Here is a 25,554-nt window from a genome sequence, read left to right as displayed (position 1 = left end):
TATGAGTAAACCCAAAGCAATTCCTGTACCGGAAGCTCAGGAGAGCCATCAGCAGCATCATTCGTCCAAACGCTCTTCTATGCAGGAACCATTGTCGGGCTCTAAAAAGGTAAAGAATCAGAATCATGTGGATCATCTGAATCCGGAGGGTTAACCAGAGTTATACTGTATAAGACATGCTTTGCCACATACAAAATTAAATCTTTTGAAAGTCCCTTGTTACCAAACAAGGGGCTTTTGCGTATTCATACATATGGAAAGACTAGCAGTCAGATTATCCCGTTACTGACATAGGTCTTTGTAGCCATTTTCAAGAGGAAAAATCACAATTTTCCCAAATAAGGTTTCAGTATCTGCCGAGATGGTATATCATTGATATTGAATTATTTTTTTGGGGTTATCACGAGAGGAGAGAAACAAATGACTAAACGCATGGGGGCGCTTCTTCTTACGTTGTTGTTAACGGTATCTTTGGCTTTAACAGCATGTAGTAGCAAGCAAGAACCAAAAGAGGCATTGAAGACAGCTGCAGCAAATGCTTCTAAATTAACATCGTATGAAATGAGTTCCAACTTTACAATTAATGAATTGAGTTATAAACCTGGTGATGCTTCTCAGACGGATCCAAGCATGGCCCAGTTTATGAGCATGCTGAAAGATGCACAACTGAATGTCACAGGTGTATACCAAAGTGAGCCAATGCAGACAGAGATGACCGTTGGCATCGAGCTTAAAGGCGATATGGGAATGACCTTTAATATTCCTATGGTGTTGACTAAAGAGAAAATGTATGTGAAGGTGCCAAACATTCCATTCCTGCCAATTCCGGAAAATATCGTGAACAAATTCATTGAATTTGACTTGAAAAAGTTGGCGGAGCAAGAGGGTACTGAATTTAACCCTGATGCACTGGATGCTGCCAAAACACAAAAGCTGAGCAATGAAATCATGGATGCGGTATTGGGTGAATATGATCAAAATAAATTTTTCAAAAATCTCGATACCAAAGATGCTAAGCTGCCAGAAGGCGTAGATGCAAAGCAAGTTGTACAATTTTCGGTGAACAATGACAATGTGAAAGAAGCTCTTACAGTACTAGTAACCAAAGCATTGCCTAAGGTAATGGACATTGTCTCCAAAGAGGAGTACCGGGATATGCTGCAACTGAGCCAAGCAGATATCGATAAAGCCAAAGAAGATTTGAAAATCTCCGAAGCAGATCAGGCTAAGATGACGAAAGATCTGGATAAATTAAAAGATGTTCTGACGATTAACACATTTAATATCGATTTCGCTTTGGATAAAAATGACTTCCCAGTATATCAAAAAATGGTTGCTGATATGTTGATCAAACCGGAAGATACCAAAGACGAAGTGAAATTGGCGTTTACGGGATCGAATACGTACACTAAGATTAACGAAAAACCAGAATTCAAAATCAATATCCCAACGGGTGATGATGTAATCACGATGGAAGAGTTCGAGAAAATGATGAATTCCTCTTACGGCGGGTACTAAAACCTGGAATCAAACGAAACCGCCTGATATTCAACTGGAGATGAACTTCTCCAGCCTGAATGTCAGGCGGTTTTATTATGTTGACCCAATGCCGCATATCGCATCAACTAGCGCTACACGTCCTCTTCCAAATCCTCAGCAAGCACAGCGTAAATTTGGTGGTCTTGATAGATCCCGTTGATTTTCAAATATTTGCGGGCTACCCCCTCAGGCTGAAATCCGTTTTTCTCCAGAACTCGCTTAGATCCATGGTTTGAAGGCAGTACAGCGGCTTGTATTCTATTTAATTTTAGAGCGCGGAAGCCATAGGCTACAGCCAGCTTCACAGCTGCTGACATACGACCGCCACCTTGATAGTTCGGATGGATAAAGTAACCTGTATCTGCATAGTTAGCAACACCGAGTACAACATTATTCAGACTAATTTGCCCGATGAGCAAGTCATCCTTAATGTTGAAAATTCCGAACTGATAACCGTTACCTTCGTCAGCCGCTCGCACACGATCCTGTATCCGCTGAGTCTGCGCTTCAAGTGTATAAAAATCATTCTCTCGAACCGGTTCAACCGCTTGATAAGGGATTCGGGTAAGCCTAATCAATTCAAGATAGGCTTGTGCATCCTGAGTGGTGAGTAACCGAAGACTTATTCCATGAGCTGTATCATAAAGTGTTAGTGCCATTTCAGTAAACTTCCTTTCGTATGCAGTTTTTGCGATGGAATTAGGGTGTGTCTTGAAACTTATTTTTTACGTAAACGTCTGAAAAATTGGGTCAGCATGGAAGAACATTCGAGTTGAAGAACATCCGCAATAACCTCGGTTCGATGGTTGAAACGCGGTTCTTGCAACAAATTCATTAGTGTCCCTGCACAGCCTGCTTTGGGATCAGCGGTACCGAAGACGACGCGTGGAACTCTGGATTGTACAATCGCACCAGCACACATGGGACAAGGTTCGAGAGTAACATACAGTGAACAGTCCAGTAAGCGCCAAGCTCCGATGACTTCGCTGGCCTCACGAATGGCTACCATTTCCGCATGGGCCGTAGAATCCAGTGTAGTTTCCCGCAGATTATATCCACGTCCGATAATCTCGTTGTTACGCACGATGACAGCTCCTATAGGTACCTCACCAAGAGCTTCAGCTTTCTGAGCTTCTGCAATCGCTTGTCTCATCCAATACTCATGCAGCTCTTCTTCGGTCAATTTTATGAGATCAGGCTGGGAAAAATCATCATTCATAAGTGAAAAACTCCTTTCGTCACCGTTTATTCAGCGAACAAATATTCGGTTTGTTAACATGTTGTGTATAGAATTGTGGATAACCAGTAGTTAATCACATAGTTATAAACATAATATCCACAACCCTGTGGATTTGTGTATAACTCAAGTGATATATTTCATGGAAAGTGAATAAACAACAATATTCGACCTGTTCAAGCCTGAGCGGTAACTTTTGGGCAAAGGGCAATTATCCTTTTCAAATAGTCACACAAGCGTTATGATGGATATAGGTTTTGCCATATATCGCCAGAGGGCATAAGCCGAGAGGTGAACAAAAAATTTGTCTATTAAAACGAAATTATCCATGATTATGTCGTGCTCCGTGCTTGTTATTTTGATTTTAAATATCGCACTGAGCTATTATACTACAGAAGAGAATTTGAGGCAGGATAGTGAGAACAAGATGGTGCTCACAGCCAAACAGATTGCAATTTCTGTCGAACAGAATCAGTACAGTGCTGAATATGTAAAAAGGCAGATCGGCAACAATTTGTGGCTTGCTTCTATAATGGCAGCAGAGGAATTAGATCCAGACATCAAAAATATTACCAATGAAGACCTGGTTCGTTTGAGTAAAAGAGTAGGTGTATCTCATATCTCACTTCTGGAACAGACAGATGATGACATCGTGGTTAATCGGTCTTCTGATCCAAGAGAGATTGGTTTGTCTACAAAATCGATGACGTACTGGTACCAGGCGTTTAAGCAGTTATTTGAGAAGCATCAGGTAACGATTCCCCAAGGGCAGAAACTGGATCATTTCTGGTCAGATGGTTTCGAATATTCAACTTCCAGTCCTACAGATATTGATATATGGGGATATTACCATGATGGAAAGAGAAACTACATAATCAATCCCTTCTATAATAATACTGAAGTAGATGACTATGTGAAAATCTCTAGCCCGGATGAAATTTTAAATAAAATTCGTGAAGTCAATCCTTCCATTCTGGAGATTACGGGCATTAATCCGTTGACGTTTGCCAGTCCGGACATGAGTGGTGATGGAAGAGATACGAACTTTAGCAAACTGAACAACAGACCGATTCGTTTTGGTACATATCAGTATGGCTCGGTAGACGAAGACCATCGTGCTGTAGTAAGGGCTGTTCGCACCGGGCAGAATGTATCATTTGTTAGTGAGACACATGATCAGAAGGTTTTGAAGAGTTTTATTCCGATCTTCACACCGAATGAGTCTTCCTATGTGATCAGTATTGTCATGGATTACAAACAAATATCCTCGATGGTCTCTGAGCAATTGGTCAGCCATGCTTCCATATCTTTGGTATTGCTGGAGATTGTGATCTTCGGTAGTTACTTGCTCGCTGGTTACATCACGCGTCCAATCCAATCGATCTTGGGCAAGGTGAACGATGTGGCGGATGGGCACTTTGATTTCCGTTTGAAAATTAAACGCAAGGATGAACTCGGACAACTAGCTAACCGGATTAATGCCATGATACRCAATCTGGGTCATTACACAAGCCGCTTGAAACAGATGTATGAAGAAAACCGGGCAGTTAAGGAGCATCTGGAGTCTATCATTAATCAAACCGCCGATGCAATTCATATAACAGATCTGGAAGGAAAAGTGCTGCGGGTCAACCGAGCTTTTGAACAACTATATGGTTTCCGTAGCCGTGAGGTAGAAGGACGTTTGCTGAAGATTATTCCGCCAGAGGCGGAAGAGGAAATGAAGCAGCAACATGCCCAGCTGGTTGAAGGCATGTCAATTACGTCCAACGAAACAATCTGGATGAAGAAAGATGGGACCCGGGTCGAAGTCAGTGTTAGTACAGCGCCTGTGAGGGACGAGGCCGGTGAGATTACAGCACTCATCAGTGTCTCAAGGGATATTACTAGCCGTAATCGGATGGAAGAGCTGCTTAGACGGTCCGAGAAGTTAACAACGGTAGGACAGCTCGCCGCTGGTGTAGCTCATGAGATTCGTAACCCCCTTACGACACTGCGTGGTTTTTTGCAACTCCAACAGGAAAGCAACAAATTAAACCATCGCCATCTGGATCTGATGTTATCCGAGCTTGATCGAATCAACCTGATTGTAGGTGAGTTTCTGATTCTGGCAAAGCCGCAGGCGGTTCATTTTCAGGAACGGGATATTCGTTTCATTCTTGGAGATGTCATCTCGCTGCTGGATAGTCAGGCTCATCTGCACGGGGTAGAGTTTGTATTGCATGCCTCATCAGATTCAGCTATGGTACACTGTGAAGAGAATCAGTTGAAGCAAGTATTTATCAATGTGCTGAAAAATGGAATGGAAGCTATGCCGAATGGAGGAAGCATCCATATCAAACTTAAGGCTGATGAGCTTGCCAAACGGGTAAGAATTGAAATCAAGGATGAGGGGATCGGTATTCCTGAAGATATGATGTCAAAGCTTGGGGAGCCGTTCTTCACCAATAAAGAATCAGGAACAGGACTCGGCCTCATGGTCAGTCAGCGCATTATTCAATCACATAAGGGCATGATGGATATTAAGAGTGTAATGAATAGGGGAACGACGGTCATTATTGAACTGCCAGCCTCTGAACTGCACCCGCAGTTACAAGAGGCAGATCAGACAGCGGTAGAACAACAACCAGACGAAGAGAACTAGATGAGGTGAGATGACCTTTTGCGTATTAATAAGTTTATTAGTGAGACAGGTTACTGCTCCCGTCGAGCAGCTGACAAGTTAATTGAGAGTGGTCAGGTGACCATTAATGGCGTTAAGGCGGAGCTGGGCAGTCAAGCAGAAGAAGGCGATGATGTTCGAATTAACGGCAAGCCCATTAGCGAGAAGAAAAAGCATGTTTACATTGCGCTGAACAAGCCCGTGGGCATCACCAGCACGACCGAGCAGCATATTCAGGGAAATATCGTTGATTTTGTTGGTCACCATGAACGAATCTTCCCTATTGGACGTCTAGACAAGGATTCAGAAGGCTTGATTTTGATGACGAATGATGGTGACATCGTGAATCGAATTCTGAGAGCGGAAGGTCGTCATGAAAAGGAATATATCGTTACGGTTGATCGAGCCATTACGCCGAGTTTTCTTAAAGGCATGAGTACGGGAGTCAAAATTCTGGGTGAAATGACGCTGCCTTGTACAGTAACCAGAATGACAGATCGTGTGTTTCGGATTATTTTGACGGAAGGAAAAAATCGTCAGATCCGCCGCATGGTTAGTGCATTCGGATACGAGGTTCGCAAGTTGAAACGGATTCGCATTATGAACATTCACCTTGGAGAACAGGCGACAGGATCATGGAGGGAGCTTACAGCCGCTGAAAAAGCAGAGCTGGGCAGCTTGCTGGACTATTCGCTGGAATAGGAAATGAAGAACGAGAATCAAGCAATGATTTGCTCAGCGCTAGTAAGTATGAAAAAAAGCATTGTTTCCTTACAACAGGAGGCAATGCTTTTTTGGTCTAAATACAGGGAGGGCGCTCTATACTATGGTTTAAAAAAGAGAAAAACCGTTCCCCTTAAGCTTAGTGGAGAACGGTCTTGGACTCATGTATAGCTGAGGGCTTCTAATTGCTGCCACTCACGGATTTTGCATTGGTATTCTTACTTTGATACTTCCGGATAATCGACACTTCTACACGCCGATTCTGTGCTCTTCCGATGTTTGTGTCGTTGCTGGCGACTGGGTGATATTCCCCATATCCACTAGGTGTGAACTTGGAAGGGTCCAGCTGGGTATTTAACAACAGGATTTTCAGAAAATTCAAGGCGCGATCTGCACTCAAATCCCAGTTATCCTTATATTGGTTATTCGAAATGGGCACATTATCGGTATGACCAGATACGACAATTTCGTACTCAGGGAACTCTTGAAGCATGCTGGAGATCGCCTTGGCCAGTGAACGTGATTCAGGTTTTACATCTGCTCGTCCAGAGGAGAACAGGGCCTTATCACTGATGGTGATCTTCAGTTCAGACTGGTTGAGCTTGGTGTTCAACTGATCTGAAAGCCCATTTTGAGCAATATACTTGTCGAGTTGTTTCTTCAGCTTCTCCAGATTTTCCTGTTCCTTCTGAGCCATCTGAGCATCAGTGATCTGTGCAGGTGTCTTCTTCGTTATTTCCTTAGGGATCTCCTTGTTCTTGCCAAGATCCGTGCTGGATTCAGTCGGATTCATGGAGGTATGATCCAGGACACCGGAGCCTCCGTTGAGTGCACTGCTTAGTGCTGAGGCCATTTGCTCGAATTTGGCAGCATCAAGTGAGCTCATGGAGAACAGGGTAATAAATAAGGCGAGCAGCAAGGTCATTAAGTCAGAGTAAGGAAGCAGCCAGCTCTCATCGATATGTTCTTCATGCGGTTCGTGCTTTTTAGCCTTTTTCACCTGATGATCCCTCCCTCTCTTCCAGTTGTTTACGTTCGGAAGGTGTCAGGAATACGGATAACTTTTGGTTGATGGCAATAGTTGATACACCCGATTGAATAGACAAGAGCCCTTCAACCATCATCAACTTGATTTCCATCTCCTTTTTGGACATCCGTTTCAGCTTGTTGGACATCGGATGCCACAACACGTAACCACTAAAGATACCAAGGAGTGTTGCAATGAATGCGGCTGCAATCGCATGAGAGAGCTTCTCCATGTCACTGAGGTCGGCAAGTGCAGCGATTAGACCTACTACAGCCCCGAGAACCCCGAGAGTTGGTGCATACATCCCTGCTTGAGCGAAGATCAACGCACCGCCGCGATGTCGCTCTTCGGTTGCATGAATATCTTCCATCAGGACGTCACTCACAAATTCTTGATCGTTGCCGTCAATAATCATACGCATACCGCCACGAAGGAATTGATCATCAATCTCTTCTACTTTTGACTCCAGTGCAAGCAAACCTTCACGACGGGTAGTGGAAGCCCAGTCCATAAATGTGCCGATCAGAGAGACGCGGTCAATCAGTTCTTGCTTTTTAAAAAGGATACCGAATAACTTCGGAATCTTCTTAACTTCAGACATAGGAAACGCCATAAAGATGGTTCCTGCCGTACCAACGAAGATAATAACGTAAGCTGCCGGGTTATTAACGAGGTTGACCAGCGGAGCACCCTTCAGAAACATACCAAGTACAAGGGAGACTAAACCCAAAACTAGTCCGATAATCGTTGAAATTTCCATCATACACCTCATCCATGAGATAAAATTGAATCCTTTCAAGCGGCCGAATTCGGGCTTCCGGACGAACGTTCTGCCGCAATCCGTTGCATGTTTGGCTGCCTCCATGGCTGCCGAAACGATTGAAACGGTCATTTATAGTATTTATCGACCAGAAGGCCTTTTTTTTTAAGGGTTATTTTCAGGTATAATAAGAACAAATCCGCCTCATTCGGGGTGAGTAGGAGTGAAAAGTCAATGGGCGTAAAGCATGGACGTGATTATGAAGGAATTTTGACAGATTTAACCGTAGCCATCGGGCGCATCCCGGATCGCTATGTTTTCTTTGAAATGGATGCGGAAGAGTGGGGTAGACTGGGAGAAACGGAACAGCATGAAGTAGATGAGGCTTTGGCAGAGGATCTGTTTTATGCTCTCGGGGAGGAAGCGGTCATACCGGTTGGTAGCGGCGTCGTGATCCATGATAAGGAACAACACCGGATTCATATTTTAATTGGAGAAGAAGAATTAACATTTGTTCCTTTAATTTAAGAAAATGAATCGACAATAAGACCTTGCGCATCAAGGCGCTGAGCCGTCTGTTCTATGGATTTTGGCGCTTTGACGTGGTAAGATGATACTCATGAAAAAAGGCGCCGCAGGGCGGTGGCCTGCCTTTAAAGCTGTATGGCAGCTTGCGAAGGTGTCGATGGTCACGTGGATGCAAGTCCGCGATGTCTCATCATATGGGGAGGAAGATAACGCATGGTTTTTACGCAAGAGGAAGTCGAAGCTCATCTGGGAAGGCTTGAAGGCTGGGAACTGGAGGAGGGACGGTGGATTGTCCGCAAATTTATGTTTTCTAACTATATGAAAGGGATTGCATTTGTAGACGAAGTCGCTGCCATTTCGGAAGCATTCAATCACCATCCTTTTATTACTATTGATTATACAACGGTTACGCTGCGTCTTACGTCATGGGATGAGGGCGGCATTACATCGGTAGACATTAAGGAAGCAGAGCAATACAATGAAGCGTTTGAGAAAATGAGAACAGAATAATCTGTAGCAGCATCCTAGAATCTGCCTACAGAATATTGCGCTTAACGCACTTAAAAAAGAGGCTCTTGCTTCCCAAACGGGGGAACGAGAGCCTCTCTTTGATGCCTTGCGTCGTAACACTTATTTCTTCTCTGCCAACCACATGGCGATATGGGCGATTTCCTCATCCTGCAGTCTGCCTTTGAAGGAAGGCATTCCGCCTTTACCTTTGACAATCGTGGAATAGATTTTCTCCACATCGTCCTTGCTACCAATGTTTGCAAGAGCCGGGCCTACGCCACCTTGAAGCTGATCACCGTGACAGGAAATACAGTTGGCTTTCACCAGTGTTTCAGCCTGTCCAGCATCCATAGCTACTTCAGGCATGGGCGGTTTGGCTTCCTTGGCTACTTCCTCTTTACCTGGAAGCGTAAACATTAAAACAATAGCTAAAGCACATGCTGCAAAAAATACCCCGCTCATGATCCATTTGTGCATCCCTTATGTCCCCTCCAGAATGAAAGATCATCTAACTCAAACTATCCCTATCATTATAACGGAAGCTGTCATTACATCATAGCATTTTGTGGTAATTTTTTGAACTAATCACCAAAGAGAGACAAATTGAAACCATTTTAATCATTAATTTACGCTCTAGGGCCTTCATAGACCATGCAATAGAAGGGCTTTAAACCACTTGGGGTTTGGCGTTCATATGTATCCTGGATAATAAATCCGCTCTTTAGATATACTTGAATAGCACGGTTGTTCCAAGTGAGTACTTCAAGATCAATCTCATTGGACGGATTGCGACGGATGGCCTCTTGTACGATGGCTTCAACGAAAGCTTTGCCATGACCTTGACCACATTGATTCGGGTGCATGCCGAGGCCAATACGTGTAACATTCTGGAGCGGAAAATATTGTGCAAACCCATACACATGATTATCCTGATTCAGGACAATGGCATATTGCTCTTCTCGCAGTTGTGCATCTCCAAACTCAACTTCCAATGCTTTCATCTGTTCCCACGGCAGCCAGCTATAGATATTGTAAGGCGGATCATATTGCCAGCTACAGATGAGTTCTGCATGTTCTTCCTGCATAGGCACCACATGAAACGTCAAAGGGGCTTCATTCTTCATATAAAAGTGCATGCTCCTTTCTCCGTTATCCGTTCATTGTTCACTCTACAAAAGACCTGTCCATTTGACAAGTCTTCAATTCTCAGAAAAAAATGAAACAAAAGTACGGATCACTCCGTTTATATTATAACGGGATGGGTAAAAACATCATAAGGGCACGGATCAACGAAGGAAGATAACGTGTTGGTTCAGGAACATCTACATGAATTTGCAGCATCAGCAGCCACATGGGATCAGAAAGCATAAAAAAACCGCCGGATACATTCCTGCGGAGAATGTACCGGGCGGTTCTGTTTATACTTCGTTACAGTATGATGTTGATTCCAGCTTGTCCCTAGTCGAGGGCCAAAGACTCATACGCATCCGTGCTCATAATCCGTTTAGCGCCAATGTAGCGGTTAGCCCAGTAATCTTCGCTCAATGAGCTGATCGTTACACCTTTAGAAGAAGAAGAATGTGCAAACTTGCCACTTCCTACAAAAATACCTACGTGTGACACGCCTTTACCTGTTGTGTTGAAGAACACCAGATCTCCAGGTCTCATCTCCATGCGAGATACGGAATCCCCCATGTCGTATTGAGAGCTAGATTGACGAGCCAAATCAATACCTAGTTTGTCAAATACATACCGTGTGAATCCGGAGCAGTCAAAACCATCAAGTGTTGTTCCTCCGCTTTTGTATGTAGTTCCCATTGCTGAATCAATGACTTTGTCCATCTTAGAATCTGCAAACGCGCTGCCTGCTCCAAGTGATAATGCAAATGTGAGGCTAAGTACTGCTGCAGTAAGTTTCTTCTTAAACAAGTGATATACCCCTTCCAACGCCTGCGAGGTTAGCTTAAGGATTCGGTTGAAGGTCCCCTATGATCCCTCTGTTTCAAGATCAATTCACCCATAACTGGTTCCCCCGCTTCCCAGGTGCCAAGAATTTGGCTTTGCTAGTTATTGCACCTGAAAAAAGAAAATTTAATTTAAGGATTTAATTTAAAGTTGTTACAAATCAGGATTTAAAGATTACAAAGTTGTTACTAAAAGCTCACTGCGATTATTGTACCAGAGGCTTAGTACTTTGGCAACGTTTAGCAGCAAAATTAGCAAAAAAAACCTCGACCTTTGACGGGGAAAGGTCGAGGTTTGTGTATTTATACGCAATAACGAATGAAATGTGTAACATGAGATGGTAACAAATTTTTATTTTTGAAAGCGATCTCAGATTGCGTGCCTAATTTTTGAGTTAACCTATATGATCTTCATTTCTGGTTGATGTCGATTGCCATAAGCGAAAATGACTACAAATTTTCCACATGCTTAGCAGGCTGCGGGCAAGGGGGTATGTTTGTTGCAAGATCAGCCCGGAGAGTCCTGTCAGGAACCATGAGGCAGATGTGAATGCACCAAAGACAAACAAATGAACAACTCCCAGCGCCAGCGCAATGCCGATGACAGGGAAGATGCGGCGTACAGCAATCCACAGTCCCTTAAATGTACCGTGAATTCGTCCTTCTCCTTCCGGGTCAGAAATGCCAAACTGCATATAGAGCACAGCATGGTGTACAATCCAGCCATAGATGATCCAGCTTGCTGCATATGGAATGCCAGGAAGTAACAGATGAAGAGAATGAAAGCTATCCATTACTGTTGAATACAAAATGGGAACGAGCCAGTACGCAGGGAGTAGTATGAGTACTGTACGTATGGTGTGCGTCAGGAGCATCGGTTTCCATAACTTTTTAATACCCTGAATAAAAGGAATGCGTTCTTCTGAAGAATTGAAATGTTGAAGGGAGTAGAGCAATCCGGCTTGAATGAGTGGGCTGATCAAAAGGCGAAGCAGCAACATGCCGCCCAGAATCCACAGATAGCGCTGGACTTCAGGGCCGGACAGACTCAGCTGGCTTTCCATTTTGAATAAAAGTGTACTTAGTTCTCCGACATCGTCTGTTGGGTAACGTAGCAGAAGAGGAACGACAGCCGATTGAACTAGCCGATAGATGAAATATCCCCAGATTAATTGATAGATAAATAAAAGTGCGGCAATAAACATATGCTGACGGACGAGAAACCAGCCTTCACGAATTTTTGCTTTCACTGTCTCCACCTCACCATGACAGACCTCCGAATATGGCTTCAATTAATTTCGTAGCACTCATGTTCCAGCGGGATTTGACTTGCTCATCCAGTCCGGTTCTCAGGAAATTGTTCATATGGCGATTTTCGAGCACAATGTCATACAAAGGGTCGGTCATGGCCCAGGTGACAGGAGATGTATATGTGAACTTATAGGTAATGCGCTCCTCGCTGCCATCCCAGTCCTTGGTTACGGTATGGCCGTCCTCAAAGGCAATCCGAACAGGAACCTTGGGGAAGTCACTTCCTCTTTTGACAATAGTGACAGAGGACTCGTACATTTTTTGGCCGTCCTTTTCTATAGAAGAAACGTTGATCTTCTCCACAGCAAAATCGGCCATGCCGTTGCGGTAGACGTACTGGTCAAAATAATCTGCCCAGGAGGTGCGGGTGACTTGCTCAACCACCTTCTGAAAATCACCCGTTGCGGGATGTTTAAAGCGATATTTTTTTACATAGCTCAAAAGGATTCGTTCCATGGTCTTCGCTCCGACTTGTTGTTCGATGCCGAGAAGCACTAGCTTGCCTCGGGTATATACGTTGGAAGCATATTGATTCTGCGAATCAAACTTCCATGAGGGCTGGGTTAAAGGAGCCGGGGATGTAATCAGACCTGATTGTACAGGCAGGTTCGGGATGAGTCCGTATTCCTGCTCCATCAGTTTGTCTTCTGCGTAGGAGGTGAATCCTTCATCCAGCCAAGCCTCTTCAAATTCATTGCTGGCAACCATACCATAGAAGTATTGGTGTCCAATTTCATGTGCAACCGTGCGCTCCAGATCGTAACCCGGTGTTGTATCATCGGCTCCAAAGGCTGTAATGAGGGTTGGGTACTCCATACCTCCGGCACCGTTTGCGTTTTTTGGCGGGACAACGATAGATAATGTGGCATAAGGATAAGGGCCGAACCACTTGCTGTAATTCGTCAATGCAGCTTTGGCGGCAAAAAGGTAACGCTCTTTCAGATCCTGATGTGCCGGGTCCAGGTAGAGTTTAATACGTACGCCGGGTACGTTGGGGGCAGAGAAGGGTTCTTCTGCATAGACAAAGTCAGGTGAGGCTGCCCAAGCGAAGTCATGCACATCATCGGCATAGAATTGATATACTTTCTCGCCATTCTTCAAGACCGCCTGCTGCGTTGGGAATCCGGTTGCTGCTACCTTGTATGTTTCGGGTACTCGAATACGCACACTGTAGATACCGAAGTCAGCATAGAATTCGGAATTGCCGTGATACTGGTGCAGATTCCAGCCTTCTATAGTACGGCCCCGTCTTCCGGCAGGTTCGTAAGCACTGAGTTTGGGGAACCACTGGCCTGCCATAACAAAATTATCCGTTTTGCCCATTCGTGCGAAGATTTTTGGCAAATTCACTTCGAACTTTGTGCGGATCGTGATGCTTTCCCCACCTTTGACAGGTTTGGGCAGACGGACCTTGATCAGCGTTTTATCTTTGATGTTCCCATCATCCGGTTGTACATACTGCATTCGGTGCAGCAGGGAAAGCCCGTCCTCCGTCTGCATGTCGATAAACTTCATGGAGCCATAACCATCTGTGGGCATGACATCTCCGCGAAGCTTACCGCCGGATTCCTTCATAAATGTAGTATCCGCAGAGGAGAACGCATTCGGGTACATATGAAAATAAAGCTCGTTCACCGTTTTTTTACCCGGATGAGTCCAGGTTATGGTCTGTGTGCCTTGCAGTTTGTTTCCCTCGTTCAGCTTCACATCCATGTGGTATTCCACCACACGATTGCTGTACACCTCGGCCGTAGGAGATTGTACACTTTCCGGGGGAGAAGGCACTCCAGCTTTGGCTTGAGGCTTGCCTGATTCTGGAGCGAGTACGGGTAACTCAGATGAAGTGGAACGATTGTAACCGAGTGTGATCCATATCCCTCCGGCAAGTAAACACAAGGCCAGGGATACAGTGAGCCAGCTCTTGGCGCGTCGTGGAATCATCGTTAAATACCTCCCGTTGACAAGCATCTACAGCATGTATATGTTTGCAATGGGCTGATTATTAGTTAAAATATTTATATCAACTCTTGGAGGCTATGAATATGGACCAAAATGAGCAAAACGGCAAGAAACAGATTGCCTTGAATATCGTGAGTGCGAAGAGCAAACATAAAGGTTTCGGTGCAGGTTCCATTGATCTGAACAACCTTTCACCGGTTATTATTGATCAGGGCGAAGCCAAAATCGACGTTGGTGCAATGCACGCGAAGAGTAAAGTGGAACGAGGTATCAAATTCTCTACCAATCGTGAAGATGTTCCAAATGGACGCCAAGTATGGCTGGTATGGGTCGCTGTAGATCGCACGGAGCAAGGGCAGCTGTATGGCGGAGCAACGGCATGTGAGATGTGGATTGATACAGAAGCCAAACGGGGGTGGAAACTACTTGCGGATCACGTCAACCGGATGGATTATGCGATGAAACGCCGATTTATGCTGGATGAGCTGGGACCAGAAGACAGAGCGGCATTGAAGACTCTGCTGATCTCCCATAATGAAGAGTGGTGGAATGCATCCCCGGATGAATTGAAAGAGGCGCTTGTTTAGGGTGAAAAAGAACAAAGCAAAACAAGCCCCGAACCAGAATAACTGGGTTCGGGGCTTATTTTGTATTCAGTGCAGATGTAAGGATGGTTCTATACACACATCTGCATATTTATAAGATGTCCATTTTAGTAAATGGCATCATTATTACATGAGGCTCTATGACGCAATTAAGTCATTACGGATATGCGTCACTCCACCCACCAGCGTTTGAAATCACTCCACCAGGAATGCTTCTGCTCTTGAACTCCCTTTTGATTCTCTGCCGCACGTTCTTTTTCATCCTGCACAGCATCCAGTTTCTCTTTCTCGCCACGGCAGACTTCAGTGGGCTCAGTTCCTTGAATGAACACTTCCAGTCGCTTCTCTTCACAGCCGTTGCCTGCAAGCTTTCCGCTCTCCGGGTTGATGTAGACACTCACGACTTGATCAGGTACTGAGAAGATTTTGGGTGGTACACTTGCAAGGGCTTGTTCCGTAAACTGAGCAAAGATCGGGGCAGCGCGACGACCATCCGATGTGGAGATAGCTTTGCCCTGATCATAGCCAACCCATACAGCGGTGGACAGCTCTGGGGTGAATCCAACTAACCAGGCATCGGTATTCGTTGTTCCCGTTTTGCCAGCTACTGGGCGTTTAATTGTAGAAGATACCCGATTTCCCGTGCCACCGTTCTCGAACACACTCTCCATCAGACGTGTTAATACATAGGCTGCTGCCGGTTCAACCACTGTTTCTGCTTTGGTCTGCGGAGATTCGTACAACACTCGTCCTGCCGCATCTGTTATCTGTAGGATAGCTACGGGGGGTGTCCGTTGTCCTCCGGCAGCAATAACGGAGAAGGCGGAGGCCATCTCGAGCGGACTAACAGGTGAAGTGCCTAATGCTAGAGATGGCACAGGACTCAGCTTGCTTGTGATACCCAGATTCTGAGCCATGCTTACGACTTTCTCAGGGCCAACCTTCATAATAGTGTTCACTGCATAGATATTATCGGACGCAGCGATGGCTTGCCGGAGATCAATCTCGCCCAGATATTTATCACCGAAGTTTCCGGGTTTGTAGGTTTTGCGATCATTGTCATAATGAAAGAGCGTAGGCTGACTGTTGAAAATGGATGCACTGGTAAGTTGTTTAGACGCCAAAGCAGCCAGATACATAATCGGCTTAAAGGCCGATCCCGGTTGACGTGTAGTTGCCAGCGCATGATTGATCTGATTGATGCGATAGTTTTTGCCGCCAACCATAGCTTTAATGTAGCCAGTACGAGGGTCGATGGACACAAGGGCTGTTTCCAGCTCGCTTTTGGCATCCATTTCTTTGGCAACAGCTGTTTCTGCAGCTCTCTGTACGCGTAAATCCAGCGTAGTATAGATGTTCAGCCCGCCGTGATCGAGCATCGCTTCGCTGATGCCCAGCTCCTTTACTACGAGACTTCGAATGTAGTCCCGGAAATAAGGCGCGTTCTCCACCGTCTTGCGCTCGCTCTCCGGTTTGAAGTTCAGCATCTCTTCGTAGGCGGTGTCTGCTTGTTTTTGCGTAATTTTGCCTGTTTCCATCATGGCTTTTAGCACGATCTTCTGCCGATCCTTGGCATTTTTCATATGGTTGTAGGGTGAATAGTAGGTTGGCCCTTTCGGGATACCTGCAAGCATGGCGCTCTCGGCCAGATCCAGCTTTTTAGCGGATTTACCAAAATACATCTGCGCAGCCGCTTCGATACCATAGGCACCGTGACCATAATAAATTTCATTCAGATACATCTGCAAAATTTCATCTTTGCTGTATTTCATCTCAAGCTGTGCAGTATACATGGCTTCTTTGACTTTACGTGTCCATGTTTTCTCGTGGGACAGGTAGAGATTACGTGCAAGCTGTTGGGTCAGTGTACTTGCTCCTTGAGACATCCGCATGTGTTGAATATTGACAAGGACCGCTCGTCCCATGCCTTGAATGTCGAATCCGAAGTGCTGCCTGAATTTGCGATCCTCTACAGCTAGCGTAGCGTTCACCAAATCAGGAGTAATATCCTGAAGTTGAACGGGAATCGAATCCTTGCCGCCAGCGGAGAAGGTGGCGATGACTTCACCCTGGCTGTCTAGCAGTCTGGAATTGCGGTCAGAATCGGCGAGGGGCAGACTGGTTGCGTATAGATATACCAAAATGGCAGCTGTGGCAACAAGGCCGAGCACCATAAGTATGGATAGATATTTGATGAATTGGAGTACGCGGAACCCGCGTTTGCGGGTCTTGACACTTGGCTTGTTCATGGAACGGGCTCCTCTCTTTTCTTTCCAGTATGGGACTGGATTAACCGGGATATTCAATTGGTCTGCGAAGTGAACAAATTCTAGCGAATTTTGGCCTGAAAACCGTTTTACAGTTGAATCGTCTATCGCGTATAATGCAAAAGGGTAATGAAAAGGTAGGGTTCGGCACAACATACTAAAGCATGTGTGGACGAACAGACCAGTGATTATGCAATTTTAAATGATCACTCATTACTTTTACGGAAAGAAGGTAGCGATCATGGAATTGTGGTTTACAGAAAAGCAGACCCCTGTGTTCGGAATTACCGCAAAGATTAAGCAGACTTACGTCACGGAGCAAACGGATTTTCAGGACCTCGCAATGGTTGAAACCGAAGAATTCGGCAACATGCTTGTACTGGACGGCATGGTGATGACGACGGTAAAGGACGAGTTTGTATATCATGAAATGGCGGCACATCCGGCCTTGAACACTCACCCAAATCCGAAAAAAGTGCTGGTGGTTGGCGGCGGTGACGGCGGTGTAATCCGTGAAGTCATCAAACATGCGGCTGTAGAAAAAGCAGTTCTCGTCGAAATCGACGGTAAAGTGATCGAATATTCTAAAACGTATTTGCCTGAGATCGCTGGCAAGCTCGATGAGCCGAACGTTGAAGTGCTCGTTAACGATGGTTACATGCATATTATTGAACATAAAGATGAGTACGATGTTATTATCGTAGACTCAACAGAACCTGTAGGCCCGGCTGCTCCGCTTTTCGAGCGCGGTTTCTATCAGGGGATCTATGAAGCGCTCAAAGAAGACGGGATCTTCGTTGCCCAGACGGACAACCCTTGGTTTAAGGCGGATCTGATCCAGAAGGTGAACAAAGACGTCAAAGAAATCTTCCCGATCGTACATGTGTACGGCTGTAATATTCCAACCTACCCAAGTGGCCTATGGACATTTACCATGGGCAGCAAAAGGCATGATCCACTTGCGGTGGACGAGGCTCAAATTCCGGAGATGGATACAAGGTATTACTCTCCGCGTCTGCACAAAGCGGCATTTGTACTTCCAAAATTCGTGGAAGATTTAACGAAATAAAGGGGAAATGAAAAATGAAACTGGATCAAGCTTATTCAGGAAACGTATTTATTTGCAGCTCTGAAGATTATGAAAACTCAAAAGCGGTTATCTACGGCATGCCGATGGACTACACCGTCAGCTTCCGACCGGGTTCGCGTTTCGGCCCGGCTCATATCCGTCAGGCATCGGTTGGACTTGAAGAGTACAGCCCGTATCTGGATAAAAGTATCGTGGATATGACTTATTTTGATGCTGGAGATCTACTTTTGCCGTTCGGTAACGCGGGACGCAGCCTTGAGGTTATTCATGAATACATCGGCAGCCTGCTGGCAGACGACAAGTTCCCGATTGGCCTTGGTGGTGAGCACCTCGTGACTTGGCCCGTGATTCAACAGATGTACAAGAAATATCCGGATCTGATCCTGATCCACATTGATGCACATGCAGACCTTCGCGAAAACTATGAAGGCGAGCCCCTATCTCACTCAACACCTGTGCGTAAAGCTGCTGAGCTAATGGGTGGTCAAAATATTTATCAATTCGGTATCCGTTCCGGCTCCCGTGAGGAATTCCAGTACGGCCGCGAGAATATTAACTTCTACCCGTTTGAAGTAGCGGCTCCAATGAAGGAAGCTCTGCCGAAGATGGGCAACCGTCCAGTGTATGTAACCATTGATATTGACGTGCTTGATCCGTCTGCTGCACCAGGAACAGGAACAGCAGAAGCAGGCGGCATCACATCCAAAGAGCTGCTTGAAGCCGTTCATATGATTGCTGGATCGGATGTGAATGTTGTGGGCTGCGACTTGGTGGAAGTGGCACCAATCTATGACCCGACGCAACAGACACAGATTGTAGCTGCCAAGTTGATTCGTGAAATGCTGCTTGGATTCGTGAAGTAAGTGAACTTAACTTCTGTTTCGGGCTATGATATACTGAACACACAAGTAATTCAGTAATATATTCATGAATATATTACAGTCGGAAAGTATAGGGTATGCGGGTTCGACCATATACTAAATAAAGAGTCATTACCGCGCCAACGGTAATGACTCTTAGGACCCGAAAGGCTGGGATTGCCACGGCGTGCAAGAATTAAATAGTGCTATTCAAGCAAAACCCACCGTAGGCGGCTAACCTTATGAGGTGGGTTTTCGCTTGTTCCGAAGCTTTTTGCGTAACCAACGATACAGCTTTCGTCCGCTCAGCACAATACTGAGGATCGCAGCGACCCATCGGATTACATCAAGCCACGCCACAAGTTTGACCATCGACGTCACCTCCTTTCGGAAAGCAGCGCCGTGATCGGAAAACATCCACACTCAATCATAAGTCCATACCTTTAATTATAGCACATATGTTCCCCAAATGGTTTGTTATCATAAAGAATGGAGTCGAAGACAAAGGCTCGTCTTTTAAGCGGAAATATAAAGGTTATAACGACCATGGGTAATGAAGAAACCGGGTTAACATAACTTATTGCACACCACTTTTAACCGGATGGACGTCATCATGGGTAAAGGTGGTTTTTTTCTTGCAAAATTGTCACCTGCTTTCACCCGATTTGTTACGTTATGATGCGCGATTTAGGGTAAAACGTTAGAAGGAGGTGTTACCGATGAGAATGAAAACAACCAAGAACACCGAGACATGGAAACGAGCAAGTATAATAACTCTAGCACTCACACTGATATGGGGAACGGGATTGATGCATACATTACCTGATGCCGGCGCAACATCTTCTGCGGCAACATGCGGCACAGGAGATCATGGATTGACATCAGACTTAAAAAAAGGCAGTGGCGTGGAAGAGCAGCAGTTGCGATTCACGGATATTGACTTTCTTAATCCGAATACCGGACGAGCCGCAGGCGAGGGGTTCCTGATTGGAACCTCGAATGCGGGGTGTACATGGCAATCCATCTATACCGGGCAGTGGCAGTTTAAACAGCTGGATTTTCCGAATAACGTTACCGGTTATGCACTTGCAGGCACGAAAGACTCTACAGTAACCTATCTTATTCGTACGGATGATGGGGATTCACATTGGAAGAGACTTGATACGCCGGGCAAAGCACCATTCAAGCAGATTGATTTCAGGGATAAAAATACGGGCTACGGTTACACCTATAACGGGGCATATCGAACTGCCGATGGCGGTGTGACATGGAGTAAAATAGCTACACCAGCCAACACGAGGGCCGCTACGTTTACCACAGACAAGCTGGGATATGCGGTTGTAGCTGTACCCGGATCGGGTTATAAGCTTGAGAAGACGAGCGATGGAGGCAAGAACTGGACTACGACTCTTCTGGTTAAATCCGATACATGGAACAGAGCAGAATTGTATGCGAATGAATATCTGGTATATGCTATCCTGTATGGCGATGCGGGCATGTCCCAACAATCCTATTCACTCTATGCGAGCGGTGATCAAGGGACACACTGGAGACAGGTTTTTGCCCAATCAACAGCAGGAGCAGGTCCAGCTCCTGGTGCTAATCAAGAGGGCAAAGGAACCGGACCGGCTAACCCCGGTGGACATCCGGGCAACATGGCACTGATTGGCAACCAGACTGCTTATCTCTCTGCTGGATCGCCAGCGGCAGACAAGGTTGGGATTGGACGTTCCTTTGATGCAGGTTCCACGTGGAAAAACATTGATCTGAAAGTTAAAGGCTACAGCTCCCGTATCTCATTCCCGGCAGCCAAGACTGGCTGGCTTGTTGTGACCAGTGGGAATGCACCTGCCGTTTATGCAACAACAGATGGTGGAATGACATGGTTACCAAAAATTTTATTTCAGTCAGAACAAAATTAACAAATTATAAAATGAATTAATGTATCAGCTAATTCATAGCAAAAACGATCTATGTGTATTTTTAATTGAATTAAAATGATGTAACATCATAATGAGCCCTTTTCCTGAGAATTCATAAGGAAAAGGGCTTTTTGTTCAGGAAATAAAAGGGTTGAAAGCTGTCTCGAAACAGGTTATTGTAAGCGTTGACAACATATTTCAAGGAGGTTGAAATAATGGTTAATGTTATTTTAAAAGCTGATTCAGACAAAGGATTAATAAATCGCAATATATATGGTCACTTTTCCGAGCATTTGGGACGTTGTATTTACGAAGGATTATGGGTAGGAGAAGATTCACCTATTCCAAATACGGAAGGGATACGTAATGATGTGCTTTCGGCGCTCCAGAAGCTGAACATTCCTGTGCTTCGCTGGCCGGGCGGATGTTTTGCCGATGAGTATCACTGGAAAGATGGTGTGGGTCCTAAAAGTAAACGTGCGCGTATGATCAATACTCACTGGGGCGGCGTAGAGGAGAACAACCATTTTGGTACACATGAATTCATGAGATTATGTGAGTTGCTAGGGGCAGAACCTTATATCAGCGGCAACCTGGGTAGCGGAACCGTGCAGGAAATGCAGGAGTGGGTAGAGTACATTACGTTTGATGGTGAGTCTCCTATGGCGAACTGGCGGAAGCAAAACGGTCGGGAAGAACCGTGGAAGCTGAAGTATTTTGGTGTCGGCAATGAGAACTGGGGCTGTGGTGGCAACATGCGTCCAGAGTATTATGCGGATGAATATCGTCGTTATGCTACATATGTACGTAATTATTCAGGAAATCAGATCTATAAAATTGCTTGTGGACCGAACGATAGCAACTATGAGTGGATGGAAGTGTTGATGCGGGAAGCAACCCGTTTCATGGATGGCATCAGTCTTCATTATTACACGATTCCAACAGGTGTGTGGGAAGACAAAGGGAACGCTACCGGTTTTGGAGAGGGTGAATGGTTTACCACGTTGAAGAAAACCTTGTTTATGGATGAATTGCTCGTAAAACACTCCGAGATTATGGACAAATATGATCCAGAAGGTCGAGTAGGGATCATCGTAGATGAGTGGGGCACATGGTACAACGTTGAGCGAGGAACTAATCCGGGGTTTCTCTATCAGCAGAATACAATGCGTGATGCTGTGCTGGCGGCGGTGAATCTAAACATTTTCAACCAGCATAACAAACGGGTGCATATGGCCAATCTGGCCCAGATCGTCAATGTACTGCAATCCCTTGTGCTCACTGAAGGGGATAAAATGCTCCTGACGCCGACGTACCACGTGTTTGATATGTATCAGGTGCATATGGATGCGCAGCGTCTGGATCTTAGCTATGATAGCCCGGGATATACATTTGGAGAAGAGACGATTCCACAGCTTAGCTTGTCGGCATCTCGCAACAAAGATGGGGTTATTCATGTGACGGCATGTAATCTGAGTCATACGGATGAGCTTGAAGTGGTATGCCAGCTTGAGGCAGGTCAAGCAGCGAGTGTGGCGGGGCAGGTTCTGCATAACGCTGACTTCGGGGCTTATAATACGTTTGAACAGCCGGATCAGGTGAAACCTGTAGCTTGGGAAGGGCTTATTTTGGAGAATAATACATTGCGTTTCGTGTTACCTCCGGCTTCTGTTGGTCTGGTCGTTGTCCAGGGTTAAGGTATGAAATCCTTCGGATACGAACATCAGCAGCAGATCAGTGGGAGAAGAAATGAACCCTGTAAAGGGTGTGACAGTCAGTATGATATTCATATCAGTGATGCCAAAATGGCACGTCTGGTGGAGATCGCTTCACGCTCTCGCGAAACAGTAGAGGCTAATGAGTATGAACGGCGGCTTGTCATCTGCTCTGCCTGTCCGGATCTACAGTACGGAACAACATGCCGGCATTGCGGCTGCCTTGTACAAGTGCGTGCCAAACTGGCCGAGTCAACATGTCCCTTCCCATTTCAATCGCAGTGGATATGAATAGAGTTCATCATTTTCAGTTTGGAACAGGGTATACATGTATGTTGATATATTGCCTAAACACGTGTCATTATAATGAAGCAAGTGAGCAAGTCTCATGAAGCAAAGTGGCAAAATGAATGAAGTCAGATAGCCAGATGATGAAGCAAGATAACAAGATAGATGTGAATTAAGGGAGGGTTGCACGATACGGGTGCGGCTCTCCTTTTTGATGTCATAACAAAAAACTCTGAATTTGGATTTGAATTGAGCGGGTGAACTGGATATAGTTATACAGTAGAGTGTAGGAGAGTAAGTTATTCGGAATATGAGCGTGTATAGCGACACAACCATACAGGAAGGGCTGTTCTCACCGGCCGTCCTGATTTTGCGTCGCCTCGAATATAATGGAGGTTAACATTCATGTCGAAGATGCGTCCGGTTCAGATCCGGCTGCACAGCCGTTATGAAGGGGAAGATGTACTGCAGGAAATGCAGGGAGAAGCGGTGGTCAAGGGGGCATACTTGTATGTTCGTTACGAAGAACCACAGGCTGGACCCGAGGGAGGCATGACCCGTACAACATTGAAGCTGGGCGGACAATCCATCAAGATTATACGTCATGGTGAGGTGGAATCGGAGCAGACGTTCGAATTGAACCGTAAGCTTCCGGGTTTCTACCGTTCACCATATATGTCGTTTGCCCTGTCCACGCATACACAGAAGCTGGAACTTTCCATTCAGGGATTGAGCGCACGCGCAGCGTGGAGCTACGACTTTTACCGCTTTGATGAAGAGGCCGGACATTTTGCGATTAGTTTGCATATACAGGAGGAACCAAATTCATGACACGTAATCCACTAGATACCATTAACGAACGGGTAAGTACTGCCATCGGCGACGCGATTGTGGCAGCCGGTATTGTAACACGAGAGGAAGTTCCAGCAATTACACTTGAAGTTCCTCGCGAGAAGTCACATGGAGACCTTGCTACCAATGCGGCGATGCAATTGACCAAAATTGCCAAGCGCAACCCTCGCCAGATCGCTGAGGAGATCATTGCCAACCTGAATCTTGCGGCAGCCGGAATTGAGAAGGCGGAGATTGCAGGGCCGGGATTTATCAACTTCAAATTGAACAAGAGCTATCTCTATCCCGTGCTGAACCTGGTACATGAGCAAGGCGAGAACTACGGAAGAATCGATGTTGGAGCGGGGAAAAAGGTAGAGATGGAATTTGTCAGTGCCAACCCGACAGGTAGTCTGCATCTCGGTCATGCCCGCGGAGCAGCTGTAGGGGATGCACTGTGCAATATTCTCGATTACGCAGGTTACGATGTAACTCGTGAGTATTACATTAATGATGCGGGTAACCAGGTATTTAACTTGGCGCGTTCCATTGAAGCGCGTTATTTGCAAGAACTCGGTCAAGAGGCCGAAATGCCGGAAGATGGCTACCATGGCGAAGACATTAAAGGTTTCGCGAAGGAACTGGTTGCTGAAAAGGGAGACAGCTTGCTGTCTATGCACCCAGGAGATCGCGCAGCATACTTCCGTGATTATGGTCTGGAGAGAGAACTCGACAAGATCAAACGTGACCTGAACCGGTTCCGTGTGAATTTTGATATCTGGTTCAGCGAAACGTCACTGTATGATAATGGTGAGGTGCTTCGCGTACTGGATGAGCTGCGTGACCGCAACGAAATTTATGAAAAAGACGGCGCAACCTGGCTGAAAACGATGCAATATGGTGATGACAAGGAGCGCGTACTGATCAAAAACGACGGTACGTATACTTACCTGACACCGGATATTGCATATCACCGCGATAAATACTCCCGTGGTTATGACACGATGATCAACATCTGGGGAGCGGACCACCACGGATATATCCCGCGTATGAAGGCAGCGATGCAAGCGCTGGGTAACGATCCAGACAAACTGGTTGTCTTGATTGCGCAGATGGTCAGTCTGTTCCAGAACGGTGAGAAAGTGAAAATGTCCAAACGTACAGGTAAAGCTGTAACAATGGAAGACTTGATGGATGAAGTGGGTATCGATGCCATCCGTTATTTCTTCACGATGCGCAGCATGGATTCCCATCTGGACTTTGACATGGATCTGGCGATTTCGACATCCAATGAAAATCCGGTGTTCTACGTGCAATATGCACATGCGCGTGTATGCAGTGTGTATCGTCAAGCTGAAGAGCAAGGCATCGAGCTGCTGCCGCTGGCACAGATTGATCTGTCCAAGCTGACTACCGAGCATGAGTACGACCTTCTTCGCAAAATGGGTGAACTGCCTGAGGAGATTGCAGCAGCGGCTACAGGTTATGCGCCGCACCGCATCGTTCGTTATGTCTACGAACTGGCATCCCTGTTCCATAGTTACTACCGGGCTGATCGCGTCATTACCGAAGACGCAGAGCAGACCCAGGCGCGCCTGGCGTTGATCGGTGCCGTTCGTACCGTCATCGCGACAGCGCTCCGTCTGGTGGGCGTATCCTCACCAGACAAAATGTAACCCCTTCGGCCCCGCGGCGGCAGCACCATGCCGCTGGGCCGAAGGCAAAGTCTCCATGCCCCGCGCGAGCAGTTGCTTGT

The 25,554-nt window shown here is 45.9% G+C and carries 25 protein-coding genes and 1 riboswitch; of the genes, 14 read left to right on the top strand and 11 right to left on the bottom strand.

All coding sequences use genetic code 11. The features are described from left to right. Position 1 precedes the first annotated feature (1 nt). Positions 2-154 carry a small acid-soluble spore protein P gene (locus AB4Z30_RS28180; protein WP_441930936.1) on the top strand — a complete coding sequence of 51 codons (153 nt, stop codon included), beginning with the start codon at positions 2-4 and terminating at the stop codon, positions 152-154. A gap of 266 nt (positions 155-420) precedes the next feature. Beyond that, the gene (locus tag AB4Z30_RS28175; protein ID WP_441930935.1) at positions 421-1,518 is read left to right on the top strand and encodes a hypothetical protein; all 1,098 of its coding nucleotides are present in this window, start codon (positions 421-423) and stop codon (positions 1,516-1,518) included. 113 nt (positions 1,519-1,631) lie between these two features. On the opposite strand, the gene AB4Z30_RS28170 is transcribed toward AB4Z30_RS28175, so the two are convergent. Both AB4Z30_RS28170 and tadA read right to left on the bottom strand, forming a co-directional pair. Then, a complete protein-coding gene (locus AB4Z30_RS28170) occupies positions 1,632-2,198 on the bottom strand; it encodes a GNAT family N-acetyltransferase (protein ID WP_441930934.1) in 567 nt (188 codons plus the stop codon). A 59-nt stretch (positions 2,199-2,257) separates the two neighbouring features. Beyond that, positions 2,258-2,758, bottom strand: a complete 501-nt coding sequence (gene tadA / locus AB4Z30_RS28165; RefSeq protein ID WP_441930933.1) for a tRNA adenosine(34) deaminase TadA — start codon at positions 2,756-2,758, stop codon at positions 2,258-2,260. Positions 2,759-3,080: 322 nt separating this feature from the next. On the opposite strand from tadA, the gene AB4Z30_RS28160 reads away from it, so the two are divergent. Together AB4Z30_RS28160 and AB4Z30_RS28155 are read left to right on the top strand one after the other, a co-directional pair. Then, entirely contained in the window at positions 3,081-5,420 is a 2,340-nt protein-coding gene (locus AB4Z30_RS28160) for an ATP-binding protein (RefSeq protein WP_441930932.1), read from the top strand. Positions 5,421-5,438: 18 nt separating this feature from the next. Then, entirely contained in the window at positions 5,439-6,140 is a 702-nt protein-coding gene (locus tag AB4Z30_RS28155; RefSeq protein ID WP_441930931.1) for a pseudouridine synthase, read from the top strand. Positions 6,141-6,342: 202 nt separating this feature from the next. On the opposite strand, the gene motB is transcribed toward AB4Z30_RS28155, so the two are convergent. Both motB and motA read right to left on the bottom strand, forming a co-directional pair. After that, positions 6,343-7,161, bottom strand: coding sequence for a flagellar motor protein MotB (gene motB / locus AB4Z30_RS28150; protein ID WP_441930930.1), 819 nt, complete (start codon positions 7,159-7,161; stop codon positions 6,343-6,345). Next, a complete protein-coding gene (gene motA, locus AB4Z30_RS28145; protein ID WP_441930946.1) occupies positions 7,148-7,948 on the bottom strand; it encodes a flagellar motor stator protein MotA in 801 nt (266 codons plus the stop codon). The genes motB and motA overlap by 14 nt, the downstream gene beginning before the upstream one ends. 234 nt (positions 7,949-8,182) lie before the next feature. Between motA and AB4Z30_RS28140 the strand changes: the two genes are divergently transcribed. Together AB4Z30_RS28140 and AB4Z30_RS28135 are read left to right on the top strand one after the other, a co-directional pair. After that, positions 8,183-8,476, top strand: coding sequence for a hypothetical protein (locus AB4Z30_RS28140; RefSeq protein ID WP_441930929.1), 294 nt, complete (start codon positions 8,183-8,185; stop codon positions 8,474-8,476). 213 nt (positions 8,477-8,689) lie between these two features. Further along, positions 8,690-8,986 (top strand): 4a-hydroxytetrahydrobiopterin dehydratase, encoded by a 297-nt coding sequence (locus AB4Z30_RS28135; RefSeq protein WP_441930928.1) that lies wholly within the window; start codon positions 8,690-8,692, stop codon positions 8,984-8,986. A gap of 120 nt (positions 8,987-9,106) precedes the next feature. Here the strand turns inward: AB4Z30_RS28135 and AB4Z30_RS28130 are convergent, their stop codons facing one another. The 5 genes from AB4Z30_RS28130 to AB4Z30_RS28110 form a co-directional block, all read right to left on the bottom strand. Further along, entirely contained in the window at positions 9,107-9,463 is a 357-nt protein-coding gene (locus tag AB4Z30_RS28130; RefSeq protein WP_441930927.1) for a c-type cytochrome, read from the bottom strand. Between the two features lie 149 nt (positions 9,464-9,612). Further along, positions 9,613-10,110 (bottom strand): GNAT family N-acetyltransferase, encoded by a 498-nt coding sequence (locus tag AB4Z30_RS28125; RefSeq protein WP_441930926.1) that lies wholly within the window; start codon positions 10,108-10,110, stop codon positions 9,613-9,615. Between the two features lie 334 nt (positions 10,111-10,444). Further along, positions 10,445-10,915: a C40 family peptidase gene (locus AB4Z30_RS28120; RefSeq protein WP_441930924.1), complete on the bottom strand. Its 471-nt coding sequence runs from the start codon at positions 10,913-10,915 to the stop codon at positions 10,445-10,447. Positions 10,916-10,918: 3 nt separating this feature from the next. After that, positions 10,919-11,056: riboswitch (cyclic di-AMP (ydaO/yuaA leader) on the bottom strand. A gap of 289 nt (positions 11,057-11,345) precedes the next feature. Further along, a complete protein-coding gene (locus AB4Z30_RS28115; RefSeq protein ID WP_441930923.1) occupies positions 11,346-12,200 on the bottom strand; it encodes a hypothetical protein in 855 nt (284 codons plus the stop codon). A 10-nt stretch (positions 12,201-12,210) separates the two neighbouring features. Continuing rightward, positions 12,211-14,202, bottom strand: coding sequence for a M1 family metallopeptidase (locus AB4Z30_RS28110; RefSeq protein ID WP_441930922.1), 1,992 nt, complete (start codon positions 14,200-14,202; stop codon positions 12,211-12,213). A 101-nt stretch (positions 14,203-14,303) separates the two neighbouring features. On the opposite strand from AB4Z30_RS28110, the gene AB4Z30_RS28105 reads away from it, so the two are divergent. Beyond that, complete coding sequence (locus tag AB4Z30_RS28105) at positions 14,304-14,807, top strand: YwhD family protein (RefSeq protein ID WP_441930920.1); 504 nt, start codon at positions 14,304-14,306, stop codon at positions 14,805-14,807. A gap of 188 nt (positions 14,808-14,995) precedes the next feature. Here AB4Z30_RS28105 and AB4Z30_RS28100 read toward each other — a convergent pair whose 3' ends face one another. Then, positions 14,996-17,074 (bottom strand): transglycosylase domain-containing protein, encoded by a 2,079-nt coding sequence (locus AB4Z30_RS28100; RefSeq protein WP_441930918.1) that lies wholly within the window; start codon positions 17,072-17,074, stop codon positions 14,996-14,998. A 259-nt stretch (positions 17,075-17,333) separates the two neighbouring features. Here AB4Z30_RS28100 and speE point away from each other — a divergent pair, with 259 nt between their 5' ends. Further along, positions 17,334-18,161, top strand: a complete 828-nt coding sequence (gene speE / locus AB4Z30_RS28095) for a polyamine aminopropyltransferase (protein ID WP_441930916.1) — start codon at positions 17,334-17,336, stop codon at positions 18,159-18,161. 14 nt (positions 18,162-18,175) lie between these two features. After that, positions 18,176-19,045, top strand: a complete 870-nt coding sequence (gene speB / locus AB4Z30_RS28090; protein ID WP_434748559.1) for an agmatinase — start codon at positions 18,176-18,178, stop codon at positions 19,043-19,045. A gap of 237 nt (positions 19,046-19,282) precedes the next feature. Here speB and AB4Z30_RS28085 read toward each other — a convergent pair whose 3' ends face one another. Continuing rightward, positions 19,283-19,414, bottom strand: a complete 132-nt coding sequence (locus AB4Z30_RS28085) for a hypothetical protein (protein ID WP_441930914.1) — start codon at positions 19,412-19,414, stop codon at positions 19,283-19,285. Between the two features lie 347 nt (positions 19,415-19,761). Here AB4Z30_RS28085 and AB4Z30_RS28080 point away from each other — a divergent pair, with 347 nt between their 5' ends. From AB4Z30_RS28080 to argS, 5 genes are all read left to right on the top strand, one after another. Next, a complete protein-coding gene (locus AB4Z30_RS28080) occupies positions 19,762-20,964 on the top strand; it encodes a WD40/YVTN/BNR-like repeat-containing protein (protein ID WP_441930912.1) in 1,203 nt (400 codons plus the stop codon). A 215-nt stretch (positions 20,965-21,179) separates the two neighbouring features. Next, entirely contained in the window at positions 21,180-22,661 is a 1,482-nt protein-coding gene (locus tag AB4Z30_RS28075) for an alpha-N-arabinofuranosidase (RefSeq protein WP_441930910.1), read from the top strand. Positions 22,662-22,664: 3 nt separating this feature from the next. Further along, complete coding sequence (locus tag AB4Z30_RS28070) at positions 22,665-22,970, top strand: DUF6171 family protein (protein ID WP_441930908.1); 306 nt, start codon at positions 22,665-22,667, stop codon at positions 22,968-22,970. A 402-nt stretch (positions 22,971-23,372) separates the two neighbouring features. After that, a complete protein-coding gene (locus tag AB4Z30_RS28065; protein ID WP_441930906.1) occupies positions 23,373-23,798 on the top strand; it encodes a DUF1934 domain-containing protein in 426 nt (141 codons plus the stop codon). Continuing rightward, entirely contained in the window at positions 23,795-25,474 is a 1,680-nt protein-coding gene (argS, locus tag AB4Z30_RS28060; RefSeq protein ID WP_441930904.1) for an arginine--tRNA ligase, read from the top strand. The genes AB4Z30_RS28065 and argS overlap by 4 nt, the downstream gene beginning before the upstream one ends. The last annotated feature ends 80 nt before the right edge of the window (positions 25,475-25,554 follow it).

It is taken from the genome of Paenibacillus sp. 2TAF8 (genome assembly GCF_052114825.1).
In the GTDB taxonomy this organism is placed as follows: Bacteria; Bacillota; Bacilli; order Paenibacillales; family Paenibacillaceae; genus Paenibacillus.
The sequence above is the reverse complement of the archived record's forward strand: the minus strand, read 5'-3'. Positions and strand labels throughout refer to the sequence as shown.

Excerpts from the sequence above, each read along its gene's own strand:
- AB4Z30_RS28180 (WP_441930936.1), top strand. The coding sequence starts at position 2 with ATGAGTAAACCCAAAGCAATTCCTGTACCGGAAGCTCAGGAGAGCCAT.
- AB4Z30_RS28175 (WP_441930935.1), top strand. The coding sequence starts at position 421 with ATGACTAAACGCATGGGGGCGCTTCTTCTTACGTTGTTGTTAACGGTA.
- AB4Z30_RS28170 (WP_441930934.1), bottom strand. The coding sequence starts at position 2,198 with ATGGCACTAACACTTTATGATACAGCTCATGGAATAAGTCTTCGGTTA.
- tadA (WP_441930933.1), bottom strand. The coding sequence starts at position 2,758 with ATGAATGATGATTTTTCCCAGCCTGATCTCATAAAATTGACCGAAGAA.
- motA (WP_441930946.1), bottom strand. The coding sequence starts at position 7,948 with ATGGAAATTTCAACGATTATCGGACTAGTTTTGGGTTTAGTCTCCCTT.
- AB4Z30_RS28140 (WP_441930929.1), top strand. The coding sequence starts at position 8,183 with ATGGGCGTAAAGCATGGACGTGATTATGAAGGAATTTTGACAGATTTA.
- AB4Z30_RS28135 (WP_441930928.1), top strand. The coding sequence starts at position 8,690 with ATGGTTTTTACGCAAGAGGAAGTCGAAGCTCATCTGGGAAGGCTTGAA.
- AB4Z30_RS28130 (WP_441930927.1), bottom strand. The coding sequence starts at position 9,463 with ATGCACAAATGGATCATGAGCGGGGTATTTTTTGCAGCATGTGCTTTA.
- AB4Z30_RS28125 (WP_441930926.1), bottom strand. The coding sequence starts at position 10,110 with ATGAAGAATGAAGCCCCTTTGACGTTTCATGTGGTGCCTATGCAGGAA.
- AB4Z30_RS28110 (WP_441930922.1), bottom strand. The coding sequence starts at position 14,202 with ATGATTCCACGACGCGCCAAGAGCTGGCTCACTGTATCCCTGGCCTTG.
- AB4Z30_RS28105 (WP_441930920.1), top strand. The coding sequence starts at position 14,304 with ATGGACCAAAATGAGCAAAACGGCAAGAAACAGATTGCCTTGAATATC.
- AB4Z30_RS28100 (WP_441930918.1), bottom strand. The coding sequence starts at position 17,074 with ATGAACAAGCCAAGTGTCAAGACCCGCAAACGCGGGTTCCGCGTACTC.
- speE (WP_441930916.1), top strand. The coding sequence starts at position 17,334 with ATGGAATTGTGGTTTACAGAAAAGCAGACCCCTGTGTTCGGAATTACC.
- speB (WP_434748559.1), top strand. The coding sequence starts at position 18,176 with ATGAAACTGGATCAAGCTTATTCAGGAAACGTATTTATTTGCAGCTCT.
- AB4Z30_RS28085 (WP_441930914.1), bottom strand. The coding sequence starts at position 19,414 with ATGGTCAAACTTGTGGCGTGGCTTGATGTAATCCGATGGGTCGCTGCG.
- AB4Z30_RS28080 (WP_441930912.1), top strand. The coding sequence starts at position 19,762 with ATGAGAATGAAAACAACCAAGAACACCGAGACATGGAAACGAGCAAGT.
- AB4Z30_RS28075 (WP_441930910.1), top strand. The coding sequence starts at position 21,180 with ATGGTTAATGTTATTTTAAAAGCTGATTCAGACAAAGGATTAATAAAT.
- AB4Z30_RS28070 (WP_441930908.1), top strand. The coding sequence starts at position 22,665 with ATGAAATCCTTCGGATACGAACATCAGCAGCAGATCAGTGGGAGAAGA.
- AB4Z30_RS28065 (WP_441930906.1), top strand. The coding sequence starts at position 23,373 with ATGTCGAAGATGCGTCCGGTTCAGATCCGGCTGCACAGCCGTTATGAA.
- argS (WP_441930904.1), top strand. The coding sequence starts at position 23,795 with ATGACACGTAATCCACTAGATACCATTAACGAACGGGTAAGTACTGCC.